Here is a 23,282-nt window from a genome sequence, read left to right on the forward strand (position 1 = left end):
CAGGGCGGACTCTCAGCGATCATGATCACGCCACGTCGGCTATCCCGTGGTCGGCATCGGCCGATACTGTTCAGCAATGCCGAACGGCATTTTGGAGGAGGTTGCTCGATGGCACGGACCATCCAGTCGCTCGAACGGGCGGCGGCGATGCTGCGGCTGCTCGCGGGCGGCGAGCGGAGGCTCGGGCTGTCCGACGTCGCCTCCGCGCTGGGGCTCGCCAAGGGCACCGCGCACGGCATCCTGCGCACGCTCCAGCAGGAGGGCTTCGTGGAGCAGGACCCGGCCTCCGGGCGCTACCAGCTCGGTGCCGAGCTCCTCCGGCTGGGCAACAGCTACCTGGACGTCCACGAGCTGCGCGCCCGTGCCCTGGTCTGGGCCGACGACCTGGCCCGCGCCAGCGGCGAGAGCGTCTACCTGGGCGTCCTCCACCAGCAGGGCGTCCTGATCGTCCACCACGTCTTCCGGCCGGACGACAGCCGCCAGGTGCTGGAGGTCGGCGCGATGCACCCGCTGCACAGCACCGCCCTGGGCAAGGTGCTGTGCGCGTACGACCCGGTGGCCCACAGCCAGCTGACGGAGACCGGCCCCGAGGCGTTCACCGACCGGACCGTGACCGACCTGGACGGCCTGGAGGGGATGCTCGACCTCACCCGCGCCCGGGGCTGGGCCGCGGACGTCGAGGAGACCTGGGCGGGCGTCGCGTCCGTCGCCGCCCCGATCCACGACCGGCGCCGGATGCCGGTCGGCGCGGTGGGCGTCACGGGCGCCGTCGAGCGCGTCTGCGAGGGCGGCGAGCTGCGGCCGCAGCTGGTCGCGGCCGTCCGGGACTGCGCCCGCGCGGTCTCCCGCGACCTCGGCGCCGGCCGGTTCTGACACCCCGGCGCCTCACCCCTCCCATGGGCCGCGACGAGCCCATGAAGATCCACTTCCCGCCTGTTCCGGGCCCTGCGAGACCCCTTCGTTACCGGCCGGTATCCAAACGTACATTTCAGGCCAGTTGGCCTGGAGTTTCCGGTCACAGAACCCTTGACGCGCCCCTTACGGTGCAGAAAACTGCCGTGCATCGGTCGGCATTGTCGAACACCTGACGACAATATTCGCTATGGTGTGCAGTGCGTGCAGTGCTGCAGAGGCTGCAATGCCACGGGGCCGATCACCGCCCTCTCGGAGGGCGCGGACCTCCGGAGGTACCCGGGGTTCGCCTTCCCCTGGACGAAGGACAAAGGAGTCGCGGGTGTCCAGCTCCGACATCTTCATCGGCGAGACCATCGGTACCGCCGTCTTGATTCTGCTCGGCGGCGGCGTGTGCGCCGCCGTCACCCTGAAGCGCTCGAAGGCGCTGAACGCGGGCTGGCTCGCCATCACCTTCGGGTGGGGCTTCGCCGTACTGACGGGCGCGTACATCGCGAAGCCCTCCGGTGCCCACCTGAACCCGGCCGTCACCCTCGGCCTGGCCATAGACGGCGGCACCGAGTGGAGTGACGTTCCGCTCTACATCGGCTCCCAGATGCTCGGCGCGATGATCGGCGCGGCACTGGTCTGGGTCACCTACTACGGACAGTTCCAGGCCCACCTGACCGACCCCGAGCTGGTGGCCACGCTGAACCCCAAGGAGGGGATGGTCGACCAGACCGCCACTCCGCAGGCCGGCCCGGTGCTCGGCATCTTCTCCACCGGTCCGGAGATCCGGAACGTCGTGCAGAACCTCGCGACGGAGATCATCGGCACCGCCGTGCTCGTCCTCGCCATCCTCACCCAGGGCCTGACGGAGGGTCTGGCCGTCAGCGGCACCGGCGTCCTGATGACCGCGTTCGTGGTCGTCGGCATCGGCCTCTCGCTGGGCGGTCCCACCGGTTACGCGATCAACCCCGCGCGTGACCTCGGCCCGCGTATCGTGCATGCGCTGCTTCCGCTGCCCAACAAGGGCGGATCCGACTGGTCCTACGCCTGGATCCCGGTGGTCGGCCCGCTGGCCGGCGCCGCCCTGGCGGCAGGCATCCACAAGCTCGCGTTCTGACGCACGACAGCCGAGACCCTCAGACTTCAGGAGCAAGAGACCACATGACCAGCACCCACGGCACCCACGGTCACGGGCCGTTCATCGCGGCGATCGACCAGGGCACGACCTCCTCCCGCTGCATCGTCTTCGACCGCGACGGCCGCATCGTCTCCGTCGACCAGAAGGAGCACGAGCAGATCTTCCCGAAGCCGGGCTGGGTCGAGCACGACGCCAAGGAGATCTGGGAGAACGTCCAGCAGGTCGTCGCCGGCGCCGTCGAGAAGGCCGGCATCACGGCCGCCGACGTCAAGGCGATCGGCATCACCAACCAGCGCGAGACCACGCTGCTGTGGGACAAGAACACCGGTGAGCCCGTCCACAACGCCATCGTCTGGCAGGACACCCGCACCGACGCCCTCTGCCGCGAGCTCGGCCGCAACGTCGGCCAGGACCGCTTCCGCCGCGAGACCGGCCTCCCCCTGGCCTCCTACTTCTCCGGCCCGAAGGTCCGCTGGCTGCTGGACAACGTCGAGGGGCTGCGCGAGCGCGCCGAGCGCGGCGACATCCTCTTCGGCACCATGGACTCCTGGGTCATCTGGAACCTCACCGGTGGCGTGGACGGCGGTGTGCACGTCACGGACGTCACCAACGCCTCCCGCACCATGCTGATGAACCTCCGCAAGCTGGAGTGGGACGAGCGCATCCTCTCCTCCATGGAGATCCCGGCCGCCGTGCTGCCGGAGATCCGCTCCTCCGCCGAGGTCTACGGCACCGCCAAGGGCGGCGCCCTGGAGGGCGTCCCGGTCGCCTCCGCCCTCGGCGACCAGCAGGCGGCCCTCTTCGGCCAGACCTGCTTCGACAAGGGCGAGGCCAAGTCCACCTACGGCACCGGAACGTTCATGCTGATGAACACCGGCGACGAGCCCGTCCAGTCGTACAACGGCCTGCTGACCACCGTCGGTTACCGCATCGGCGACCAGAAGCCCGTCTACGCCCTGGAAGGCTCCATCGCCGTCACCGGTTCGCTGGTGCAGTGGATGCGCGACCAGATGGGCCTCATCAAGAGCGCGGCCGAGATCGAGACGCTGGCCAGCTCCGTCGAGGACAACGGCGGCGCCTACTTCGTCCCGGCCTTCTCCGGCCTGTTCGCCCCCTACTGGCGCTCCGACGCGCGCGGTGTCATCGCGGGCCTGACCCGCTACGTCACCAAGGCGCACATCGCCCGCGCCGTGCTCGAGGCCACCGCCTGGCAGACCCGCGAGATCACCGACGCCATGACCAAGGACTCCGGCGTCGACCTGGCCGCGCTCAAGGTCGACGGCGGCATGACCTCCAACAACTTGCTGATGCAGACCCTCTCGGACTTCCTGGACGCGCCCGTGGTGCGCCCGATGGTCGCCGAGACGACCTGCCTCGGCGCCGCCTACGCCGCCGGCCTGGCCGTCGGCTTCTGGCCCGACACCGACGCCCTCCGCGCCAACTGGCGCCGGGCCGCCGAGTGGACCCCCCGCATGGACGCTGACAAGCGTGACAGCGAGTACAAGAACTGGCTCAAGGCCGTCGAGCGGACCATGGGCTGGATCGACGACGAGAGCTGACTGAGGAGCAACTCATGACTACCCCGCAGAGCGTGCCCACCCTGGGAACGCACCCGGCCGCCGGTGCCAACCCGGGCCGTGCCGAGACCCGGGAGCGACTGTCCAACGCGACGTACGACCTCCTGGTCATCGGCGGCGGCATCCTGGGCACCTCGGTGGCCTGGCACGCCGCGCAGTCGGGCCTGCGGGTCGCGATGGTGGACGCCGGTGACTTCGCCGGCGCCACCTCCTCCGCGTCCTCCAAGCTCGTCCACGGCGGTCTGCGCTACCTGCAGACCGGCGCGGTCAAGCTGGTCGCGGAGAACCACCACGAGCGCCGGGTGCTGGCCAAGGACGTGGCCCCGCACCTGGTCAACCCGCTCACCTTCTACCTGCCCGTCTACAAGGGCGGGCCGGTCGGCGCCGCCAAGCTCGGCGCCGGTGTCTTCGCCTACTCGGCGCTGTCCGCCTTCGGCGACGGCGTCGGCAAGGTGATCTCCCCGTCCCGCGCCAAGGCCGACAACCCCGGTCTGCGCACGGACAACCTCAAGGCCGTCGCGGTCTACTACGACCACCAGATGAACGACTCGCGCGTGGCGGTCATGACCGTCCGCGCGGCCGTCGAGTCCGGCGCGGTCGTCCTCAACCACGCCGAGGTCACCGGCCTGCGCTTCACGCACGGCAAGGTCTCCGGCGCGGAGCTCAAGGACCGCATGGACGGCACGGAGTTCGGCATCGACGCCCGCGTCGTGCTCAACGCCACCGGCCCCTGGGTCGACCACCTGCGCAAGATGGAGGACAAGGGCGCGGCCCCCTCCATCCGCCTCTCCAAGGGCGCGCACATCGTGATGAAGCGCAAGTCGCCGTGGAAGGCCGCCATGGCCACCCCGATCGACAAGTACCGCATCACCTTCGCCCTCCCGTGGGAGGACCAGCTCCTCCTCGGCACCACCGACACCCAGTACGAGGGTGACCCGGCGGACGTGCGCGCCACGGAGGAGGACATCCAGCAGATCCTGGACGAGGCGGCCTTCTCCATCCAGGACGCGGACCTCGACCGTGATCTGATGACGTACGCCTTCGCGGGTCTGCGCGTGCTGCCGGGCGGCCCCGGCGACGTGGCCCAGGCCAAGCGCGAGACGGTCGTCTCCGAGGGCAAGGGCGGCATGCTGTCCGTCGCCGGCGGCAAGTGGACGACGTACCGCCACATCGGCCGTACGGTCATGACCAAGCTGGCCAAGGTGCCCGGCAGCCCGCTGACCGAGGAGATGGAGCCCGTCTCCAGCCTGGTCCGCCGGACCCCGCTGCCCGGTGTCGCCAACCCCAACGCGGTCGCCCACCGCCTGCTCGTGGACCGCGAGCCCGGCACGCGGATGGACCCGCTGACCGCCCGCCACCTGGCCACGCACTACGGCTCGCTCTCGTTCGACATCGCCCGGATGGTCAACGAGAACCCCGAGCTCGGCGAGCGCATCCACCCGGACGGTCCGGAGATCTGGGCGCAGGTCGCCTACGCCCGCGACCACGAGTGGGCCGAGACGGTCGACGACGTGCTGCGCCGCCGTACCACGCTGACCATCCGCGGCCTGGACGACGAGAACGTCCGCACCCGGGTCAAGGACATGCTGGAGCGCAAGGGCTGATCCCCGCGGCACTCCGGTAGCCGGGAGGCACCGAAGGGGAGGGACGTGTGACGTCCCTCCCCTTCGCCGTCCTCCCGTGTCGGCGAGGCAACCGGCGGCGCCCCTCCCCCGTCCCTGGAGGAGAGAGGGGGGCCTTCCATGACATGGCCGGAGATCCGGGCCCGGCTGCGCCGGCTCCGGCGGCTGCCGCGCAGGCGGACCGTCAAGCGCGTCGCACTCGCCCTGTTCCTCGTCATAGCGGTGCCGGTGGTGGCCGCCGCCGGGGCGCTGCGCGCCTCGTACGCGGGCTCGCCCGCCGACGACGCCGTCACCCGCGGCCGGGACGCCGTCTGGCTCGGGCACGCCTGGGTGGACGGGCGCCGTACGGACAAGGACCTGGCCGGGCTGAAGCGGCGCATCGGCGACACCGGCGTCCACGACCTGTACGTCCACGCGGGCCCGCTGGAGCACGACGGCACCCTGCCCGCCTCGGCGTACCGGGGCGCGCGCCGGCTGATCGACTCCGTCCACCGCGAGCTGCCCGGGGTCCGGGTGCAGGCGTGGCTCGGCGACGTGGTCGCGCACGGCGGCCGGGGCGGGCTGCGGCTGGAGTCCGCCGCGACGCGGGACGCGGTGGTGGCGAGCGCCCGGCAGGTGCTGGCGGCCGGCTTCGAGGGCGTCCACCTGGACGTCGAGCCCGTCGCCGACGGGGACGGCGGCTTCCTGACGCTGCTGGACTCGCTGCGGGCGGCGGTCCGTTCGGGCGGCGGGGTGCTGTCCGTGGCCGCGCAGCAGATCGACCCGCTGCCGTCGATGCACGCGGCGTCGCGCGCGTTCGGCGGGAAGAAATGGTGGTCGCAGGGGTACTTCGCGAAGGTCGCCCGGCGCACCGACCAGATCGCCGTCATGTCGTACGACACGGCGCTGCCCTGGGAGAGCCTGTACGGCGGGTACGTCGCCCAGCAGACCCGGCTGGCGCTGGAGGTCACCCCGGCCGGCACGGACCTGCTGATGGGCCTGCCGTTCTTCCACACCGACGACATGGGCCACCACGGTTCGGCGGAGACCGCCGCGGCGGCGCTGCGCGGCGCCCGGCTCGGACTGACGCGCGAGGACCGGCACCGCAAGCGGTTCGGCGTCGCCCTGTACGTGGACTTCGCCGCGACGGAGGGCGACTGGCGTGCGTACCGCGAGGCGTGGGGTAGGCGCGGGTGACCCGGGCACGGATGTGGGCAGGGGTGGCAGGGGCTGCGAGGGTGATGAGCATCCCTTGCGCGGACTGCGGACAGCGGTCCCGGAAGTCGTAGGCTTGGGGGCGCACGCTACGAGACCTGCAATCAACTGCACTGAACGGCAACCGGCGGTGGAAGGGACCCCTCCACCCCGGTCGGAAGGAGGCGCTGGGTGATCGAGCTTGAGGGAGTTCCCGAGCTGATCGACCCGGTCATGATCTGTGCCTTCGAGGGCTGGAACGACGCCGGAGACGCGGCCTCCAGTGCGGTCGCGCACCTGGACCGGGAGTGGAAGGGCGAGGTCTTCGCCGCGCTGGACGCGGAGGACTACTACGACTTCCAGGTCAACCGGCCCACCGTCTGGCTGGACGGCGGGGTCCGCAAGATCACGTGGCCGACGACCCGGCTGTCCGTGGTGCGCACCGGTGGTGCGGGCGGCTCGGGCGGCGTGGTCGGTTCGCGTGACGCCGGGGGCACGGGAGGGACCGGGGGCTCGAAGGGCCCGCGCGACCTGGTGCTCGTCCGGGGCATCGAGCCGAGCATGCGCTGGCGTTCGTTCTGCAACGAGATCCTGGGCTTCGCCCACGAGCTGGGCGTGGAGATGGTGGTGATCCTGGGCTCGCTGCTCGGCGACACCCCGCACACCCGGCCCGTGCCGGTCAGCGGGGTCACCTCCGACCCCGACCTGGCGCGCACCATGGATCTGGAAGAGTCCCGCTACGAGGGCCCGACCGGCATCGTCGGCATCCTTCAGGAGGCGTGCACGCACGCGGGCGTGCCCACCGTGAGCCTGTGGGCGGCGGTGCCGCACTACGTGTCGCAGCCGCCGAACCCCAAGGCCACGCTGGCGCTCCTGAACCGCCTGGAGGACCTGATCGACCTGCGCATCCCGCAGGGCGAGCTGCCCGAGGACGCGCGCGCCTGGCAGCTGGGCGTGGACCAGCTGGCGGCGGAGGACAGCGAGGTGGCCGAGTACGTCCAGTCGCTGGAGCAGGCCCGGGACACCGCGGACCTGCCGGAGGCGTCGGGCGAGGCCATCGCCCGCGAGTTCGAGCGGTACCTGCGGCGGCGCGACGGGCAGTCGGGGCCGGTCGGCGGTCCGGGTGGTCCGGGTGGCCCAGGCGGTCCGGGTGGTCCGGGTGGTGTCGGCGGTTCCGGCGCGGGCTCCGGGCAGCCGGGCGGGCTGGCGGCCGAGCCGGGGCTCGGCGGCGAGCCGGGCGGCCGGGACTCCTCGTACCTGCGCGACACGACGAGCGGGCGGACGCGCCCGCCGCGCCGGGCTCCGAAGGAGCAGGCGGAGGGCGCGGGCGGCGAGGACCGGCAGACGGGCGAGGACCGGCACGCGGGTGAGGACCGGCACGCCGGCGAGGACGGGGCCGATCCACCGGAGGCCTCGGGCCCGCCGGAAGGCGAGAGCTGACGCGAAGGGGTGCCGCCCGCCGGGGCGGCACCCCTTCCTCGTGGAACACCGTAGAACCGTAAAACCGCAGAACCGCAGAACCGTAAAACAACGACAAAAGGACAGCATGGCCGTCAAGGCGATCAGAACAACCGTCATAGCGGCCACCGGTGCCGCACTCGCCCTCGCGCTGACCGCGTGCGGCGGCGGGGACGAGGACAAGCGCGACCCGCAGGCCGTGCTCAAGGCCGCGGCGGAGAAGACCGCGGCGCAGAACTCCTACCGGACGAAGCGGCAGGTCACCGGGTTGGAGGGCACGGAGCGCGGCGATTACACGTTCTCGCGCAAGCCCGACCTGGCCGAGCGCAAGACGTGGCGGACCGAGGTGAAGAACGGCAAGAAGGGCCCCGAGCGCTTCGACCACGCGATGAGCGAGGGCGACATGCTCTACACCCGCGACCCCAAGGTCGCCGGCGGCCGGTGGGTGAGCGACAGCCTCGTGGAGGAGGGCGAGGAGCCCCCGAAGCCGGGGGACGTCCTGAAGACCGCCGAGGGGTCGCTGCCCAAGCTGCTGGGCGTCCTGCGCACGGTGAAGGACGTGCGGAAGGTGGGCAGCGAGAAGGTGAACGGCCACAAGGCCACGCACTTCGCCGGCACGGTCGTCCTCGCCGATCTGGCGGCCTACAAGGGCGACGTCATGCGGGACTGGCTGCGCGAGCTCTACGTCGAGAACCACCGGAAGGACGGCCTGGAGAAGGTCGACGTCGACCTGTGGATCGGCAAGGACGACCTCCCGGTCAAGGGCGCGGAGCACGGCAAGGGATCCAAGGGCAGCACGGGCGTGACCGAGGAGTACTCGGACTTCGGCGAGGACCCGAAGATCCGCATCCCGAAGGGCAAGGACCTCGTCACCCAGGACGCCTGGCTCCGCGAGGTCCGCGACAAGGCGTCCCGGGGCCTCGACCCGGTGAGCTGAGTCCTCCCCTCCCGATCAGCCGCGCAGTTCGTCGAGGCGCGCCAGGTCGTCGCGGACCGACTCCCGCTCCTCGTCGGTGAGTTCGACCACGGCGGCCCCGGCGAGCGCCTCCTCCCGGGCCACCTCGTCGCCCAGCCGCCCGGCGACGTCCGCCCGCAGCACCAGCAGCCGCAACAGCTGGACGGGCGTGGGGCGTTCACCCTCCGTGCGCAGCGCCCGGTCGATGACGCGGGCGGCGCCGAGCGCGTCGGCCTTGGAGTCCGCGAACAGCGACGCGTAGTGCAGCGCCCGCGCGAACGTCTCCTCGGGCGCGGGCCGGTGGTGCTGGTCCGCACTCGTCACGGTCCCGATCCGGACGCAGTTGCCGCCCGGGTCCGTCATCAGGAACTGCCGCACCCCGTGCGAGGTGTCCCGCACCGCGCCGAACCGCGGCAGCCCCCGCGTCGGCACCTTCCCGTACGCCTCCTTCAGCCCCCTGCGGAACGTGTCGTGGAGCCCGTCGACGTCGTCCGTGCGGACGTAGCAGGTGCTGTACGAGGTGGCCGGGTCGTGCTGCTTCACGCCGAAGAAGTGCAGCTCGATCTCGCCGTAGCGGACGACGGCGTACGGGTTGGGATTCGTCTGATGGTGTGTCACCTCGAAGCCCAGAGCGGTGTAGAAGTCGAGGACCGGCCGGAGGTCGGGGCACGGGAGGATGGGAATCACCGTCTCAGCCATGCGCAGCACTGTAGTCACGCTTGACCACCATCACGCCGACTCGTGCGAACAAAGGCGGGGCGACAGTACGAACCCGCAGTGGATCAGACCGCGTCCCACCGCGCATCGGCGTAGAGCGACCGCAGCCGCTCCACGACGGGCAGGTCCGCCGGGAGGCTCAGCTCGTCGATCCGGCCGACGGGCGCGATGCCGAGGGAGTTGGTGACGAAGGCGCCGTCGAAGGAGGGGAGGTCGTCGAGGCGGACGGGGCGGCGGAGCCAGGGGAGGCCGAGGCGGTCGAGCTCGCGGCGGAGCAGGAGCATGGTGATGCCGTCGAGGGCGGGCGCGTCCGGCCAGACGACGGTGTCACCCTCCACAAAACCGATGTTGGTGATGGCCCCCTCGGCCACGGTGCCGTCCTGGCCGACCAGCAGGGCCTCGTCGAACCCGGCGGCCCACGCCCGGCGCAGGTGGTACACCTGCCCGAAGACGCCGGCGTGCTTGAGGTGCGCGGCGGGCCGCTGGTACGGGACGGCGGTGAGGCGCTGCGGTCCCGCCGGCTCGGGCGTCGGCGGCCGGGCTATGACCGTCACCACCGGGCGGACCGCCCCTTCGCCGGGTGGCAGGTGGACGTAGACGCGGACGGCGGCGTCCGTCACCCCGGCCGTCCGCAGGGCGCCGCGGACGCGCTCGCGGACGAGGCCGCCGTCCAGGCCCTCGCCGAACAGCTCGCGGGTGGCGGCGTCGAGCCGCGCGAGGTGGAGGTCCAGTCCGCGGATCCGGCCGTTCCGGATCTCCATCGCGGTCATGTGGCCGTAGCCGCCGAGGAGGGCGAGGAACAGCGGGTCGGCCGCGACGGGACGGCCGTCGACCTCGACGTACGGGGTGGAGAGATCGTTCATCTCCCCACCCTACGAGGACGGTCGCTCAGAGCTCGTCGTGCTCCCACTTGCCGTTGGCCATGCTGGTGCTGCCCAGCGCCAGGCGGAGGTACCGCCGTACCTGGTCGAGGCCGTTCACCGTGCCGATCGACGGGATGAAGGGCGCCGTGGCGTTCTGGCCCGCCGAGACGCGGTGGTAGTACTCGGAGAGGGAGTCCCAGGAGTTCTCCAGCTCCTGCTGCTGGTGCGGCAGGCCGTACTGGAACTCCCACGTCCCCATGGCGGTGCGGAAGGTGCCCTCGACGTCGTTGAAGCGGGCCGCCTCGGAGAGCATCTGGATCACCAGGCTGAGCGAACGTGCCGTGTTCTGTCGCTCGTTGCCGGAGTTCGGGTTGTTGACGGTCGCCAGCTGGACGAGGGAGGCCCGGATGTCGTTGTAGCTGATCGTCATGGCCTCCCGGCCACGGCCGGCGGTGCCCGTCAGGGAGTTGTAGTTGGAGCCGAAGTTGAGGGTCTGGACGTTCGTGTCGACGTCCGGGCGGGGGTCGGTGGTCTCCCGCAGCCGGCCGGCCAGCGCGCCGTTGATGTCGTTGAACTGGTAGGTGGTGCCGCGCTCGTTGGAGAAGCCCCAGACGTAGAGGTTGGAGGGGTTGATCCAGATGCGCACCCGGTGCCGGGCGCCGCGGTCGTCCGGCGCGGTCAGCGACGCCTGGATGAGCCCGACGTTCTCCAGCTGCGTCTCCTGGGTGTTGTACCCGGCCGCGGCGTTGCGGAGGCTCTGGACGAACGTCGAGTAGTCGTCGCGCTGGTGGTCGCTCGCGCCTTCGTCCGCCAGGTTGATGTACACGTGCGACATGTGGCGCCACTCGGTGCGCGCCTCGGCCGTGCCGGCGGTGGTGAGCGTGCCCGTGACGGCCATCGCCAGGCCGACGCCGGACAGGAGGAGGGAACGGGCGAGGCGGGACTTTCGCATGGGGGTGTGTTCTTTCTGCGGGACTGCGGGACGGGTCGGATCGGGCCGCCCGATTCCGTCGGCCGTACGCCGGGGGGGGAGGCACACGGCCGACGGAACCGGACGGCCGGATTCACCGTAGGACCGGCCACGCGGCGGGGGCTGTGCGCTGCGCGCACACTTGTGCTCCGGGAGCGCACGGCGCCCCTGGGCCCGGCCGAAGCCGCATCTGCCCGAGTCCGGTAGGCGCGACGGGCTGCGGGCCGGCGACCGCAGGATCACCGGGATCCTCCTGCGCCGTTCGGCAGGTGGAAGACCGTGCACGAGAAACCCGGCCGCCCTGGCCGACGCGGAGCCGGAGCCGACTCGGGCTTCATCGGTAGATCCATTATCTCGGTGCGGGGAGGCGTCTGTCACCGTCCTCCGGAATGATCTTTACATCCGATTTGCCCCTCTAGGCTTGCGAGCAGACCCACAACACACAGATCAGACCTGGGAGTTGAGAGTGGCGCACGACGTTGCCGCACTGACAGCGGAACTCATGGCGATGGCTGCGGCCGATCACCAGTCCGCAGTCCACGCGAACAGCGACGACCCCGCCGAGCAGCTGGCGTGGCGACGGCTGACCGCCAGGCACGGTGACCGGCTCGACGAAATCATGGACGAGTACGGCTGGCCGACGGCGGAACTGGTCGGCGAGCAGGCCGCACGCGCGGCATGGCTCATCGCCCAGCACGCCGACCGGCAGCTCGACGTTCAGCGTCGCGCCCTCCGGCTGATGCGGCAGGCCGTGTCGACAGGCTTGGCGAGCCCCCGCGAGCTGGCCTTCCTGCACGACCGCACGCTGGTCAACGAGGGCCGCAAGCAGGTCTACGGCACTCAGATCGCCGGCGTGAAGGACGGGGCACCGGTTCCGTGGCCCTGTGAAGAGCCCGAGCGCATGGACGAACTCCGCGCGGAAGTCGGCATCGAGCCCTTCGACGAGTACGTCGCCAGGTTCTCCCCGGCCTGACGCCCCGTTCCCAGCCACGTCCGGTGGACCACGGCCCGCCCTCACCTGTCACGGGCACGATCCACCGGACAGGGCCTAACGCCCGACGGCGTCCACCACCAGCTCCCACGGGTAGCCGTCCAGGCGTCGGCCCCCACTCCCGGGCGCATGCGGCACCCACTCCCCCGGCCCATACACCACCCGCACCCCCGTCCCCCGCAGCACCTCCAGCGAACGGCGGGTGGCCGGGTGCGCGTCCAGTGCGGTCGACCAGAACGGCAGCACGGCCACCGGCAGCCCGAGCCCGACGGCCTCGGCGAGCAGCCCGAGCGCGTACGTGTCGGCGATGCCGGCGGCCCACTTGTTGGCCGTATTCATCGTCATCGGCGCCACGACCACCGCATCGGCCGCCGGGTTACGCTTCCCCTCCCCCTCCCGCCGCCACGTGCTGCGCACGGGCCGCCCCGACGCGGCCTCCAGCGCGGGCACGTCGAGAAACCCACCCTCGACGGCGGCGGGCGTCCCGACGACGCACACGTCCCAGCCACGTTCCTTCGCGGTATCCACCAGCCGCTTCGCGTCACGCGCGGGGCCTGCGGCGCAGACGATCGCATAGAGAACGCCCAGCTCGGTCATACGGCCACCCCCACACGTGTCGCCAACGAGTGCAACGAGGAGGCTTGACCCCCCGCGTCCCGCATCAGCATCTCCCCAATCAGCTCCCGGACCACAGGGCGGCACCGTACCTCTTCCGGTGCCTCGCGCTCCGCCGCCAGGAGAGCCGCCGCTGCCTTCCTCGTCCTGCCGCACGCATGAAGAGCCCGAGCGGCATCAGTCCAAAAGACGGCCCGGCGCTCAGCGACAGCCAGCGTCTTGACGTCCACCTTCCGTGCCTCGGCCAGTGCCTTTCCCGCATCGCCGAGGGTCAGCGCAACGGAAACCCGGTGGAGAGCCACGTTGTGCGGGCCGAAGGCGGTCCACCGGCGGTTGGAGTCCGCCGGCATCGCAGCTGCACGTCCGGCGTCCGTCAGCAACGCCTCCGCTGTGTCCCGGTCGTCCGCCGCTGCCGCTGCCCAGGCTCCGCGCAAAAGGAGGGCTCCCAAGACCGCCACGGTGTCAGGGCTCTTCCACCGGACGCCTTCCGCGGCCTCGTCCGCTGCCCGGATCGCTACGCGGACGCTCTGACGCCGGTGTCCCACCGCGCCCAAGGCGTGCGTCAGAATCCGCGACGCTGAGGCGACGGCCGTCGGATCACCCATCCGCCGAGCTGCCGCCACGGCACGCTCCGCGGCGATCCAGGCAGACGCTGGGTCGTCGTTCTTGAGCAGCAGCGAGGCAGCGACATGGTACGCGTCGACCGCAATCCGGTCGATCCGCCGCGGCGCGGCTGTCGAAGCGTGACCGGACTCCAAACCTAGCCCGCCTTATGGCTCCTCACCTGACAAATGTCCTCGGAAACGTCCTCCCGGAAGGCCGCGCCGGCGTCCTGGCCCGTGCCCCGCCGTAGAGGTCTCCTGGTGTCATGACGACCCGGAACCACGACTCTTCGGCTGGTGCCCTATGACAACCGCTTCCCGTTGGCTCTCCGCTGCCGCCGCAGAACCCCGCACCGCCCTGGCACTATGGAAAAACGGCCGCACGGCGCCGTTGACGGTCGGTGCCCGCTGGGACCTGTTGGCCGTGGACTTCAAGCTTGCCACCGCAGCCGTCACCCACTTCAGGGACCATGGGTACCGCCTCGGCCCCTACCTGATGAGCGGTGTGGAGCGAACGGTGTGGTGGTGCGTCCCCATCGGCGCCGGGCGGCGATTCACTGCACAAGCCGGTGTCGCCTCACGCCCCAAGGGCTCCGAAATCTTCGTCCCCCCGCCGGGTGCCTATGCCGGCGACCGGGTCTGGGTATCTCCTCGGGACGGCCGTTGGAGCGAGCTCACCGACCCCGGTGAGCTCCACGAAGCGCTCGGCGTCGCGGCACGACGGCTGGCACAGCGGACGGTCGGGCCGCGTGCGTGACCATGTGAGCCGGCTCCCTCCTACCCGGCGGACCCCCGCAGGTCCGCCACCAACCGGAACCGCTCCAGGACCGTCATCGTCGAGTCGTCCACCGTGAACTCCGGATCGTCCAGAGCCGCCCGCATCTCGGCACTGCGCCAGAACGACTCGTGGTTCGCGCGCCATTCGGCGACGGAAGCGTCGCCCTCGCCCTCGTCGACGACGTGCGCGAAGTCCACTTCGTCCAGCCGCGCGAGGCGGACGTCCGTCACCTCGATGACCGCCACCGGGCGGTCGTCGGAGTCGACGACGACGCTGCGCTCGCCTACGCGCGGCAGGGGGTCGCCCGCGTGCTCGTAGTCGGCGACCAGGCCGGTGGTGGAGGTCTTCGAGCCGTCGAGGATGGCGGCGACGAGACGGTCGCGGAGGGGGCCGGGGAAGGCGAACTCGACGCGGGGGTGGTCGGGGGCGGGTTCCATGGTCGCAATCTAGTGCGGCTGATCGCGGGGTGAAAGACGCGCCGTCCCGGCGTCGAGGTCGATGCCCGTCCGGCGCGGGGCGCCGTCCTGTTCGTCGTCGCGCAGGATGAGTTCGACGCGTCGTTGCTCCAACTGAGCGCGCTTGCCGGGGTAGATGAGGCCGTGCAGCTCCTCCGTCGCGGTCGCGCCCGCGCCGCGCGAGCCCCCGGAGGCGCCGCCCCGGAGGAGGTGAACGCCCTTGCGTGCGGCGGCGAGCAGGAAGAGCGGGACGACGATCAGGAGGGCCAGGCCCGGGCCCGTCAGAAGGCTCATCACGTCGGAGGAACGTGACGGGCCCGGGGATGGTTCCGTGAACGTCAGTCGACCGCGCTCGCGCCGCGCAGCCGCAAGGTGAATGCGCGGTCCGTGGAGCGGGTCGGGGTGGTGAGGTGGAGGGTTCCCGTGCGGTCGGTGGGGTCGTGCCACCAGCCGGGGGTGGAGGAGTTGGGGGTGACCCTGGGCAGGGGGCGGCCGTCCAGGAGGACCGTGTGCGGGGAGGTGCGGGTGTGGACGGTGAAGGTGTACGGGCGGGTGGACTGTTTGCCCTGGAAGGTGCCGTGTGAGGCGCCTACGTGGACCGTCACGTCGCCGCGGCCCGTGCGCGGCGCCCGGACCGTCACCGTCTGCCGGGCGGAGGCGCCGGTGCGGTGGGCGCGGGTGACGCCGTCGTCCTCGTAGAGGGTGAAGGACGAGGTGCCCTTCGGGTAGAGGTCCCAGGCGAGCGGGGAGCCGGGGGTGCGGTCGCGGTGGGAGCGGATGCCGGGCCACATGGGGATGTTGGCGCCGGCCTTCACGAAGAGGGGGAGGGTGTCGAGGGGGGCGCGGTAGCCGTCGATCGTCGTCGGGCCCTGGTACGTGCGGCCCGTCCAGTAGTCGGTCCAGGTGCCGCGCGGCAGGTAGATGCCGTCGCGGGTCTCCTTGTCCTCGTACACGGGTGCGGCAAGGAAGTGCTCGCCGCTCAGGAATTCGTACTTCGCCGCGTCGGAAGCCGCCTTGGGGTCGTCCGGGTACTCCAGGGCCAGCGGGCGGACCGGGCCGACGCCCGTCCGCGTCGCCTCCGCCGCGTACGTGTACATGTACGGGAGCAGGGACTCCTTGAGCTTGAGGTACTTCCGGTTGATCGAGGTGTACGGCTCGCCGTACCGCCAGGGCTGCTTGTCGCTCGGCGCCCAGCCGTCCATGGTCATGACGGCGGGGAGGAACGCCTTCCACTGGAGGTCGCGGACGTACGTCTTCGCGCTGCCGCCGAAGATGCCGTCGATGTCACCGGTGGTGTAGGCGAGGCCGGACATGGTCGCGCCCGCGTACGTGGGGATCTGCCAGCGGATGTAGTCCCAGGAGCCCTTCTGGTCGCCGGACCACTGGACGCCGCAGCGCTGCGCGCCGGACCAGCTCTCGGGGGCCCAGGTGAAGCCACGGGCGTCGCTGTTGTCCTCGATGCCCTTGTACGCGTCCTTGCAGCCGTCGAGGGCGAACTTGTAGCCGTCGCCGACCCAGGCCACGTCCAGTTTGGCGACGCGCTGGCCGGCCCGTACCTGGTCGGCGAGCTTGCCGAGGCCGTCCTCGGTCCACAGGCCCATCGTCATCTTGCGGTCGGCCAGGCCCTTGTTCACCTCGGGGAGGTTCTCGTAACCGCAGCCGTAGCCGTCGTTGACGAGCATCCAGCCCAGGGGGAGGTCGTGTTCGACGTAGCCGTCGGCGACCTTGAGCGCGTCGAGGGTGCGGCGCTCGCCGCGGTTCTTGTTGTGCAGGTAGCAGTCGGAGTCGCCGACCTCCAGGCCGTACAGCGGCGGCAGGAACGGGCGGCCGGTGAGGCGGGTGTAGTCGCCGATGACGTCCTTGGGGGTCCGGCCCGCGACGTAGTACGCGTCGAAGCGCTGTTCGCGGGCCGTGGCCTTCACCGGGTCGGCGAAGTCGTAGGTGTTGGGCGCGTACGTGTTCCGGTAGACGCCGTAGCCGGCCGAGGAGAGGTAGAACGGGACGGAGTTGGGGTGGCCGCCGTCGTTCCAGTTGTAGTCGACGCCCACCTCGACCTTCTTGCCGCGGTGCGAGGTGTTGCCGCGGCCGTTCTGCATGCCCGCGCCGTAGAACCGCTCGTCGGCGCCGCGGGCGAGGGTTTGGGTGGTGCCGGTCTTGTCCCAGGTCAGGCCCTTGGTCTCGGACCAGATGCGGGTGCCGTCGGCGCGGTGGAGGGCGAAGCGGAGCGGGAACTTGTAGGCGCGCAGGGTGAGGCGGGAGGTGCTCAGTTCGTAGCGGTCTCCGCGGTCGCGCCAGCGGGTGGGTGGGGGCGCGCCCTGCGGCAGGACGATGTCCTTGCCCGTGGGGTCGGTGAACTTGCCGTCGGGGGCCAGTTCGAGGCGGAAGGTGTCGGGGGTGACGAAGTGGATGCGGGCCTCCGCCTGGCCCGCCGTTAAGCGGTAGTCGGGGCCCTGGGCGGTGAAGGAGGTGACCTTGCCGACGGTCTGCGGCTCGGGTGGGGCGTCGGCGCGGGCCGCCGCTTGCGGGATCGCTGCCGCGAGGAGGGCGAGGAGGGTGGTGGCGATGAGGGTTCCGGGTCGGGTGCGGGTGGTCATGCGGAATGCTTAGCGCACTGTCGTGCGCATGACCATGCCCCGATCCCACCCCTTCACCGTTTCCTGCGGGGCCTTGCGCCCCCGCACCCCCGAAACCGCGCTCCGCGCGGTTGTCCTCAAACGCCGGACGGGCTACTCGGCCCCCGCCACCGCCCCCAGATCGAAGTAGTCCCGCCACGCCACGATCAGCCCGTCCCGGATCTCGAATACACCCGTCACCCGCACCCGGACGACCTCGCCCGAGCGGAGCGTCATCGCGTCCGTCCGCTCGTTGAACACCACTCCCCCGCCTCCGGAGGCACCCCCCGAGGCACTCCCGGAGACAGCAGCGGAAGCCTGGTGGTGGACGGTGAACTCGGCCGCGCTGAAGCGGGCCAGGAAGTCGGTGAAGTAGGCGCGGATGCGGTCCCGTCCCACCACTGGCGGCAGGGGCATGCTGTGGTACGTCCCGTCCTCCGCGAAGAACGCCGCGAGCCGGGCGGCGTCCAGCCCGTCCCAGGCCGCGAAGAACCGCGCGACGACCTCCTCGTACTCCGCTCCGGACACGGACGGCCACCTCTCCTCGTCACGACTCGTCACGACGTCTGCCAAGACCAGCGCTCGCCGGCGACCGAATGTTCCGGCCGGGCCCGGGCCACGAGCCGGGGCGGCGAACCGGGGCCGCGAGCCGGCGTCGTCGTGGCGCTCACCGCCGCCCCGCCGTGTGCCGGCCGCCGCCCCGGCGGTTCCCGCCGCCCTTCCGGAGGCGCAGCACGAGGAAGGCGACGACGAGGAGGACCGCCCCGGCCAGGACCGCCTTGGAGTACAGGCCGACGAGGTCGGTGACCTGGTGCCAGCGGCTGCCCAGCTCGTAGCCGGCGAGGACGAAGAGCGCGTTCCATATGAAGCTGCCGAGCGCGGTGAGGCCGAGGAAGACCGGCAGGCCCATCCGCTCGATGCCGGCGGGGACCGACACCATGCTGCGGAAGATCGGGATCATCCGGCCGAAGAAGACGGCCTTGGTGCCGTGCCGGGCGAACCACGCCTCAGTCCGCAGCACGTCGGACTCCTTGACCAGCGGGATCCGGGCGGCGAGCGCGACGGTGCGGTCCCGGCCGAGCAGGGCGCCGATCGAGTAGAGGGCCAGGGCGCCGACGACCGACCCGGCCGTCGTCCAGAGCAGGACCGCGACGAGCCCGATGTCCCCGCGGGCCGCCGTGAACCCGGCGAGCGGGAGGATCACCTCGCTCGGCAGCGGCGGGAACAGGTTCTCCAGGGCGATGGCGACACCGGCGCCCACGGCGCCGAGCGACTCCATGAGGCCGGCGGCCCAGCCCGCGATGCCACCGGCGGGCGCGTCGGATGCGGCAGTTGTGATCATGCTTCGACGTTAGGGACGCGCGGAGCAACGGGTAATGCGGGCGGCCGTACGGCACGGTGCGGCACGCCCTCCGAAAGAGTTGCGGCGCGCCCTCCGAAAAGTATGCGGTGCACCGCAGTACGCCCGGGGCGCCGCCGGGCTAGCGTTTCGGATCATGCGTACGGCCCTCCTCTCCCGTCTCCGCGCGGTCCTCGCCGTCTGTCTGGGCGTCGCCCTGGGCACCCTGACCGCGCTTCCGGAGCTGCTCCTCGCCGTGGCGGGCGGCCTCCGGCTGCTCGTCGTGGCCGTCCGCAAGTCCCGCCCGGCGGACGGCTCCTGGGTCGTGGCCGCGACCCGTCGGCTGTCCGCGGCCGAGCGGCGGCGGATGGCGTCCTGCTACGGGGTGGAACTGCCCGTTCCGGCGACGGGCCGGTCCGCGCTCGGCTACCTGGCGGTGCGCTGGGCGCTCGGGCTCTTCGGCGGCGCCGTGCTGCTGCTGACCCTGCTCTGGGCGGGTGCCGCCACGTTCCTGCTGTGGGGCTGGTTCGTCCTCGACCGGCTGCACCGGCCCGGCGACGTCCTGCTGTCGGCGTTCCTCAGCCTGTTCCTGTGCCTCCTCGGGGCACAGGGCGTACAGGGCGTGGCGATCCTGGACGAGCGGCTGGCCCGCCACTTCCTCACCCGGAGCGACCCGCGCCAACTGGAGCGCAGGATCGGGGAGCTGGCCCTCAGCCGCGCGGGCGTCGTGGAGGCCGTCCACGACGAGCGGCGGCGGATCGAACGCGACCTGCACGACGGCGTCCAGCAGCGGCTGGTCGCCCTGGGCATGCTGCTCGGCCGGGCGCGCCGCGGCCGGGACCCGGAGAAGGCTGCCGAACTGCTGCGCCAGGCGCACGAGGAGGCGCAGCGGGCCCTCACCGACCTGCGGGAGGTCGCGTGGCGAATCTACCCGGCGGCGCTGGACGAGGGCGGGCTGGGCGCGGCGTTGGAGACGGTCGCCGAGCGCGCGGCCGTCCCGGTGCGGCTCTCCGTCGACCTGCCGGAACCGCTCCCGGCCGCCGTCCAGACGGTGGCGTACTTCGTGGTGGCCGAGGCGGTCACCAACGCGACGAAGCACTCCGGGGCCGCCCTGGTGACCGTCCGCGTCGCCCGGCAGGGCACCATGGTCATCGTGCGCATCGAGGACGACGGCCGCGGCGGAGCGGACCCGGCGGGCGGCGGGCTGACCGGCCTGGCGCGGCGGGTGGCCGCGCTGGACGGGCGGTTCACCGTCGACAGTCCCGCCGGGGGCCCCACCACCGTCACCGGGGAGCTGCCGTGCGCGTGATGCTCGCCGAGGACTCGATCCTGCTGCGGGAGGGCCTGGTACGGCTGCTCGCCGAGGAGGGCCACGAGGTGACGGCCGCCGTGGGCGACGCCGGGGAACTGCTGGCGGCCGTGGACCGGGACCCGCCGGACATCGTGGTCATGGACGTCCGGATGCCGCCCACCCACACCGACGAGGGGCTGCGCGCCGCGCTGGAGATCCGCCGCACCCGGCCGGAGATCGGCGTGCTCGTCCTCTCCCAGTACGTCGAACGCCGTTACGCCACCGAGCTGCTGACCGCCTCCACCGAGGGCGTGGGCTACCTGCTGAAGGACCGCGTCGTCCAGATCGACGAGTTCCTCGACGCGCTGGAACGGGTCGGCTCCGGCCGTACGGCCTTCGACCCCGAGGTCGTCCGGCAGCTGCTGAGCCGCAGCAGCCACACGGACCCCCTGCTGAGCCTGACGGCGCGGGAGCGGGACGTGCTCGCCGAGATGGCGCAGGGGCACACCAACCCGGCCATCGCCGAGCGGCTGCACGTCTCCAAGAGCGCGGTGGAGAAGCACGTCAACGCCGTCTTCGACAAGCTCGGGCTGAACCCCGCGACGGGGTACAGCCGACGGGTGCTCGCCGTCCTCCGCTACCTGGGCTCGTGACACGCGCTATCGCACTCGGTGGACGGCCACCGCGTCGTAGTCCGTCGTGGGCGTCGGCGGCTCGGTGAGGCGGGAGTTCGGGAGGTAGAGCCGGTCGCCGTACGCGGCGACGGTCGTGGGGACGCGGAAGCGCGGGTCGGTGACGCGGGTGAGCCAGGTGCCGCGCAGTCCCGCGGGGTCGAGGTGGAACACGTCGATCGCGTTCTGCACCTGCTGGACGACGTGGAGCGTGCGGCCGAGGACCAGCAGCCCGTCGCCGTCGGGGAGTTTCCGCCCGCCGAGGTCCACGCGGCGGGCGTCGCCGGTGCGCGGGTCGACGCGGAGCAGGCTGCCGCCGTCCTGGAAGACGTTGACGACGAGCAGCGCCCGGCCGTCGGGGGTGGCGGCGATGCCGTTGGAGGTGAAGCCCTCGGCGGGGGCCTCGGCCCACTCGCCGGTCAGGCGGAGGCTGATCACGTCCCGGGGCGCGGGGAGTTCGCCGCGCGGGCCCAGCGGGAGGCCGTACACGAAGGGCTGGGTGGAGTCCGTGAACCAGGCCGTCCGGCCGGCGAGCACCACGTCGTTGACGAACGTCGCGGGTCTGCCGACCTCGTGGACGGCGAGCAGCGAGCCGTCGCGGGTGTCCACGACGCGGAGTTGACGGGTGGCGCCGCCGGCCACGAAGGCGCGGCCGCGGCGGTCGGTCTTGAGGCCGATGGAGGCGGTCTCCATCCGGGTGGGCACCACGGCGCCCCGGCCGGTGGGCAGGTGCGCCCGGTAGAGCGCGCCGCTCCCGAGCGAGCCGAACCAGGCGTACGGGCCGGGGCCGATGGCGATGCCCTCGGGGCGGAAGCCGTCGGGCAGGGGGAAGCGGGTGGGCCAGGAGGGTTCCGGGAGCGGCGCGGCGAGGGCGGGCGATCCGGCGAGGGCCGCGGCGGCGGCGCCGGTGGCGAGCAGGGTCCTGCGGGTGAAGGAGCGGGCCATGGATGGATCCCTCCGGTGCGCTGGACGGATACGCGGGGCTGGACGGACACGCGGAACGGACGCGTGCGCCCACCCCAGCACAGCGCGGACCGCGGCACGCCGGGCGGATCCGGTCCTTCACAAACGGAGGCGCCTCCGCCCACGGCGGAAGCGCCTCCTGTCCTTCGGTTCGCGCGCGGCTCCGCTAGAGCGCCACGCCCAGCAGCGCGTCCACCGTGCGCGACACCAGGCCGGGCGCGCCCTCGTCCGTACCGCCGTCGGCGGCCTGGGCGGCGGCCCAGCGGTCGACGGCGGCCAGGGCGGCCGGGGCGTCGAGGTCGTCGGCGAGGGCCTCGCGGACCTCGGCGAGCAGGGCGTCGGCGGACGGCCCGTCCGGGCGGGAGACGGCCGCGCGCCAGCGGCCGAGGCGCTCGACGGCCTCGGCGAGGACGTCGTCCGTCCACTCCCAGTCGGCCCGGTAGTGGTGCGACAGCAGCGCGAGGCGGATCGCGGCCGGGTCCACGCCCTCGCGGCGCAGGGCGGAGACGAAGACGAGGTTGCCCTTGGACTTGGACATCTTCTCGCCGTGCAGGGCGACCATGCCCGCGTGGACGTACGTCTTGGCGAACGGGTGCTCGCCGGTCAGCGCCTGGGCGTGCGAGGCGCCCATCTCGTGGTGCGGGAAGATCAGGTCGGAGCCGCCGCCCTGGACGTCGAAGCCCATGCCGAAGTACTCCAGGGCGATGGCGACGCACTCGATGTGCCAGCCGGGGCGCCCGGGGCCGAGGGAGGCGCCGTCCCAGCTGGGCTCGCCCGGGCGGGCGGCCATCCACAGCATCGGGTCGACGGGGTTCTTCTTGCCCGGCCGGTCCGGGTCGCCGCCGCGCTCGGCGGACAGCAGCCGCATGGCCTCCGCGTCGAGGCCGGAGACCTCGCCGAAGTGGGCGTCGGAGGCGACGGAGAAGTAGATGTCGCCGTCGAGCTCGTAGGCGGCGCCCGCGTCGCGCAGGCGCTCCACCAGCGGGACGATCTTGGGTATCGACTCCACGGCGCCCACGTACTGGCGCGGCGGCAGCAGCCGCAGCGCGGTCATGTCCTCGCGGAACAGGACGGTCTCGCGCTCGGCGAGGGCCTCCCAGTCCTCACCGTTGGCGGCGGCCCGCTCCAGCAGCGGGTCGTCGATGTCCGTCACGTTCTGGACGTAGTGGACCTGCCGCTTGGTGTCGAGCCACACGCGCTGCACGAGGTCGAACGCGTTGTAGGTCGCAGCGTGCCCCATGTGAGTGGCGTCGTACGGCGTGATGCCGCAGACGTAGAGGCGGGCGACGGGGCCGGGGACGAGGGTCACCCGTCCACCGGTCGCGGTGTCGTGGATCCGGAGGTCGCGGCCCTCGCCGGGCAGGGCGGGAACCTCAGAAGCGGGCCAGGCATGCATGCCTTGAGCGTAACCGGATGCGGCTTCCGGATACGAACCGGAGGGGGCGGTTGGCTGAGAAGGGGGTCTTGCGCGGGACCGGGGCACAGCCCGCCGCAGGCGCTACACCGGCGGCCACGGAATCGCCGGCCACTCCCCACTCGGTTCCCGATGCCGCCCGGTACGCAGCAATTCCGCCACCCGCCCCCGCAAAGCC

Annotated in this window: 22 protein-coding genes and 2 pseudogenes; 11 read left to right on the top strand and 13 right to left on the bottom strand. The window is 72.0% G+C overall.

What is annotated here, in order from left to right; genetic code table 11:
• The first annotated feature begins 108 nt into the window (after positions 1 to 108).
• The 7 genes from JNW98_RS12810 to JNW98_RS12840 all read left to right on the top strand — a co-directional run bounded on the left by JNW98_RS12810 (position 109) and on the right by JNW98_RS12840 (position 8,805).
• Positions 109 to 873 carry an IclR family transcriptional regulator gene (locus JNW98_RS12810; RefSeq protein WP_223768294.1) on the top strand — a complete coding sequence of 255 codons (765 nt, stop codon included), beginning with the start codon at positions 109 to 111 and terminating at the stop codon, positions 871 to 873.
• Positions 874 to 1,234: 361 nt separating this feature from the next.
• Entirely contained in the window at positions 1,235 to 2,017 is a 783-nt protein-coding gene (locus JNW98_RS12815; RefSeq protein WP_223768295.1) for an MIP/aquaporin family protein, read from the top strand.
• Positions 2,018 to 2,061: 44 nt separating this feature from the next.
• Positions 2,062 to 3,597, top strand: coding sequence for a glycerol kinase GlpK (gene glpK, locus JNW98_RS12820; protein WP_223768296.1), 1,536 nt, complete (start codon positions 2,062 to 2,064; stop codon positions 3,595 to 3,597).
• A 14-nt stretch (positions 3,598 to 3,611) separates the two neighbouring features.
• Entirely contained in the window at positions 3,612 to 5,219 is a 1,608-nt protein-coding gene (locus tag JNW98_RS12825; RefSeq protein ID WP_223768297.1) for a glycerol-3-phosphate dehydrogenase/oxidase, read from the top strand.
• A gap of 138 nt (positions 5,220 to 5,357) precedes the next feature.
• Positions 5,358 to 6,413 carry a glycoside hydrolase family 18 protein gene (locus JNW98_RS12830; protein WP_223768298.1) on the top strand — a complete coding sequence of 352 codons (1,056 nt, stop codon included), beginning with the start codon at positions 5,358 to 5,360 and terminating at the stop codon, positions 6,411 to 6,413.
• Between the two features lie 189 nt (positions 6,414 to 6,602).
• Positions 6,603 to 7,850, top strand: a complete 1,248-nt coding sequence (locus tag JNW98_RS12835; protein WP_223768299.1) for a PAC2 family protein — start codon at positions 6,603 to 6,605, stop codon at positions 7,848 to 7,850.
• Between the two features lie 106 nt (positions 7,851 to 7,956).
• On the top strand, positions 7,957 to 8,805 hold the full coding sequence (locus JNW98_RS12840) for an SCO4651 family lipoprotein (RefSeq protein ID WP_223768300.1): 849 nt from the start codon (positions 7,957 to 7,959) through the stop codon (positions 8,803 to 8,805).
• A 15-nt stretch (positions 8,806 to 8,820) separates the two neighbouring features.
• Here JNW98_RS12840 and JNW98_RS12845 read toward each other — a convergent pair whose 3' ends face one another.
• The 3 genes from JNW98_RS12845 to JNW98_RS12855 all read right to left on the bottom strand — a co-directional run bounded on the left by JNW98_RS12845 (position 8,821) and on the right by JNW98_RS12855 (position 11,355).
• On the bottom strand, positions 8,821 to 9,522 hold the full coding sequence (locus JNW98_RS12845) for a bleomycin resistance protein (protein WP_223768301.1): 702 nt from the start codon (positions 9,520 to 9,522) through the stop codon (positions 8,821 to 8,823).
• Positions 9,523 to 9,605: 83 nt separating this feature from the next.
• Complete coding sequence (locus JNW98_RS12850; RefSeq protein WP_223768302.1) at positions 9,606 to 10,403, bottom strand: aminotransferase class IV; 798 nt, start codon at positions 10,401 to 10,403, stop codon at positions 9,606 to 9,608.
• Between the two features lie 25 nt (positions 10,404 to 10,428).
• On the bottom strand, positions 10,429 to 11,355 hold the full coding sequence (locus JNW98_RS12855; protein WP_223768303.1) for a ribosome-inactivating family protein: 927 nt from the start codon (positions 11,353 to 11,355) through the stop codon (positions 10,429 to 10,431).
• A gap of 484 nt (positions 11,356 to 11,839) precedes the next feature.
• Here JNW98_RS12855 and JNW98_RS12860 point away from each other — a divergent pair, with 484 nt between their 5' ends.
• A complete protein-coding gene (locus JNW98_RS12860) occupies positions 11,840 to 12,346 on the top strand; it encodes a DUF6624 domain-containing protein (protein WP_223768304.1) in 507 nt (168 codons plus the stop codon).
• 75 nt (positions 12,347 to 12,421) lie between these two features.
• Here the strand turns inward: JNW98_RS12860 and JNW98_RS12865 are convergent, their stop codons facing one another.
• Positions 12,422 to 12,961, bottom strand: coding sequence for a flavoprotein (locus JNW98_RS12865; protein ID WP_223768305.1), 540 nt, complete (start codon positions 12,959 to 12,961; stop codon positions 12,422 to 12,424).
• Positions 12,958 to 13,737, bottom strand: a complete 780-nt coding sequence (locus JNW98_RS12870) for a heavy metal transporter CzcB (protein WP_223768306.1) — start codon at positions 13,735 to 13,737, stop codon at positions 12,958 to 12,960. The genes JNW98_RS12865 and JNW98_RS12870 overlap by 4 nt, the downstream gene beginning before the upstream one ends.
• A gap of 148 nt (positions 13,738 to 13,885) precedes the next feature.
• Here JNW98_RS12870 and JNW98_RS12875 point away from each other — a divergent pair, with 148 nt between their 5' ends.
• Positions 13,886 to 14,338, top strand: coding sequence for a hypothetical protein (locus JNW98_RS12875; protein ID WP_223768307.1), 453 nt, complete (start codon positions 13,886 to 13,888; stop codon positions 14,336 to 14,338).
• Between the two features lie 20 nt (positions 14,339 to 14,358).
• Here the strand turns inward: JNW98_RS12875 and JNW98_RS12880 are convergent, their stop codons facing one another.
• From JNW98_RS12880 to JNW98_RS12900, 5 genes and pseudogenes are all read right to left on the bottom strand, one after another.
• On the bottom strand, positions 14,359 to 14,796 hold the full coding sequence (locus JNW98_RS12880) for an ASCH domain-containing protein (protein WP_223768308.1): 438 nt from the start codon (positions 14,794 to 14,796) through the stop codon (positions 14,359 to 14,361).
• A 9-nt stretch (positions 14,797 to 14,805) separates the two neighbouring features.
• On the bottom strand, positions 14,806 to 15,108 hold the full coding sequence (locus tag JNW98_RS12885) for a DUF6191 domain-containing protein (RefSeq protein WP_223768309.1): 303 nt from the start codon (positions 15,106 to 15,108) through the stop codon (positions 14,806 to 14,808).
• Between the two features lie 50 nt (positions 15,109 to 15,158).
• Positions 15,159 to 17,408: pseudogene (locus tag JNW98_RS12890) on the bottom strand (glycoside hydrolase family 31 protein); the annotation flags it as partial.
• Positions 17,409 to 17,540: 132 nt separating this feature from the next.
• Positions 17,541 to 17,954: a nuclear transport factor 2 family protein gene (locus JNW98_RS12895; protein WP_223768311.1), complete on the bottom strand. Its 414-nt coding sequence runs from the start codon at positions 17,952 to 17,954 to the stop codon at positions 17,541 to 17,543.
• 139 nt (positions 17,955 to 18,093) lie between these two features.
• Complete coding sequence (locus JNW98_RS12900) at positions 18,094 to 18,768, bottom strand: DedA family protein (protein ID WP_223768312.1); 675 nt, start codon at positions 18,766 to 18,768, stop codon at positions 18,094 to 18,096.
• A 154-nt stretch (positions 18,769 to 18,922) separates the two neighbouring features.
• Between JNW98_RS12900 and JNW98_RS12905 the strand changes: the two genes are divergently transcribed.
• Together JNW98_RS12905 and JNW98_RS12910 are read left to right on the top strand one after the other, a co-directional pair.
• Entirely contained in the window at positions 18,923 to 20,074 is a 1,152-nt protein-coding gene (locus JNW98_RS12905) for a sensor histidine kinase (protein ID WP_223768313.1), read from the top strand.
• Positions 20,074 to 20,709, top strand: coding sequence for a response regulator transcription factor (locus JNW98_RS12910; RefSeq protein WP_223768319.1), 636 nt, complete (start codon positions 20,074 to 20,076; stop codon positions 20,707 to 20,709). The genes JNW98_RS12905 and JNW98_RS12910 overlap by 1 nt, the downstream gene beginning before the upstream one ends.
• 6 nt (positions 20,710 to 20,715) lie before the next feature.
• On the opposite strand, the gene JNW98_RS12915 is transcribed toward JNW98_RS12910, so the two are convergent.
• The 3 genes and pseudogenes from JNW98_RS12915 to JNW98_RS12925 form a co-directional block, all read right to left on the bottom strand.
• The gene (locus JNW98_RS12915; protein WP_223768314.1) at positions 20,716 to 21,672 is read right to left on the bottom strand and encodes an SMP-30/gluconolactonase/LRE family protein; all 957 of its coding nucleotides are present in this window, start codon (positions 21,670 to 21,672) and stop codon (positions 20,716 to 20,718) included.
• Positions 21,673 to 21,856: 184 nt separating this feature from the next.
• Positions 21,857 to 23,086: a cysteine--1-D-myo-inosityl 2-amino-2-deoxy-alpha-D-glucopyranoside ligase gene (gene mshC, locus JNW98_RS12920; protein WP_223768315.1), complete on the bottom strand. Its 1,230-nt coding sequence runs from the start codon at positions 23,084 to 23,086 to the stop codon at positions 21,857 to 21,859.
• Positions 23,087 to 23,188: 102 nt separating this feature from the next.
• Positions 23,189 to 23,282 (bottom strand): annotated as a pseudogene (locus JNW98_RS12925) (SCO1664 family protein); the annotation flags it as partial.

Origin of the sequence: Streptomyces huiliensis, assembly GCF_020037025.1 — a bacterium.
In the GTDB taxonomy this organism is placed as follows: Bacteria; Actinomycetota; Actinomycetes; order Streptomycetales; family Streptomycetaceae; genus Streptomyces; species Streptomyces huiliensis.

Coding starts and splice junctions, on each gene's coding strand:
- JNW98_RS12810 (WP_223768294.1), top strand. CDS start 109: ATGGCACGGACCATCCAGTCGCTCGAACGGGCGGCGGCGATGCTGCGG.
- glpK (WP_223768296.1), top strand. CDS start 2,062: ATGACCAGCACCCACGGCACCCACGGTCACGGGCCGTTCATCGCGGCG.
- JNW98_RS12825 (WP_223768297.1), top strand. CDS start 3,612: ATGACTACCCCGCAGAGCGTGCCCACCCTGGGAACGCACCCGGCCGCC.
- JNW98_RS12830 (WP_223768298.1), top strand. CDS start 5,358: ATGACATGGCCGGAGATCCGGGCCCGGCTGCGCCGGCTCCGGCGGCTG.
- JNW98_RS12840 (WP_223768300.1), top strand. CDS start 7,957: ATGGCCGTCAAGGCGATCAGAACAACCGTCATAGCGGCCACCGGTGCC.
- JNW98_RS12845 (WP_223768301.1), bottom strand. CDS start 9,522: ATGGCTGAGACGGTGATTCCCATCCTCCCGTGCCCCGACCTCCGGCCG.
- JNW98_RS12850 (WP_223768302.1), bottom strand. CDS start 10,403: ATGAACGATCTCTCCACCCCGTACGTCGAGGTCGACGGCCGTCCCGTC.
- JNW98_RS12855 (WP_223768303.1), bottom strand. CDS start 11,355: ATGCGAAAGTCCCGCCTCGCCCGTTCCCTCCTCCTGTCCGGCGTCGGC.
- JNW98_RS12865 (WP_223768305.1), bottom strand. CDS start 12,961: ATGACCGAGCTGGGCGTTCTCTATGCGATCGTCTGCGCCGCAGGCCCC.
- JNW98_RS12875 (WP_223768307.1), top strand. CDS start 13,886: ATGACAACCGCTTCCCGTTGGCTCTCCGCTGCCGCCGCAGAACCCCGC.
- JNW98_RS12880 (WP_223768308.1), bottom strand. CDS start 14,796: ATGGAACCCGCCCCCGACCACCCCCGCGTCGAGTTCGCCTTCCCCGGC.
- JNW98_RS12885 (WP_223768309.1), bottom strand. CDS start 15,108: ATGAGCCTTCTGACGGGCCCGGGCCTGGCCCTCCTGATCGTCGTCCCG.
- JNW98_RS12900 (WP_223768312.1), bottom strand. CDS start 18,768: ATGATCACAACTGCCGCATCCGACGCGCCCGCCGGTGGCATCGCGGGC.
- JNW98_RS12905 (WP_223768313.1), top strand. CDS start 18,923: ATGCGTACGGCCCTCCTCTCCCGTCTCCGCGCGGTCCTCGCCGTCTGT.
- JNW98_RS12910 (WP_223768319.1), top strand. CDS start 20,074: ATGCTCGCCGAGGACTCGATCCTGCTGCGGGAGGGCCTGGTACGGCTG.
- JNW98_RS12915 (WP_223768314.1), bottom strand. CDS start 21,672: ATGGCCCGCTCCTTCACCCGCAGGACCCTGCTCGCCACCGGCGCCGCC.
- mshC (WP_223768315.1), bottom strand. CDS start 23,086: ATGCATGCCTGGCCCGCTTCTGAGGTTCCCGCCCTGCCCGGCGAGGGC.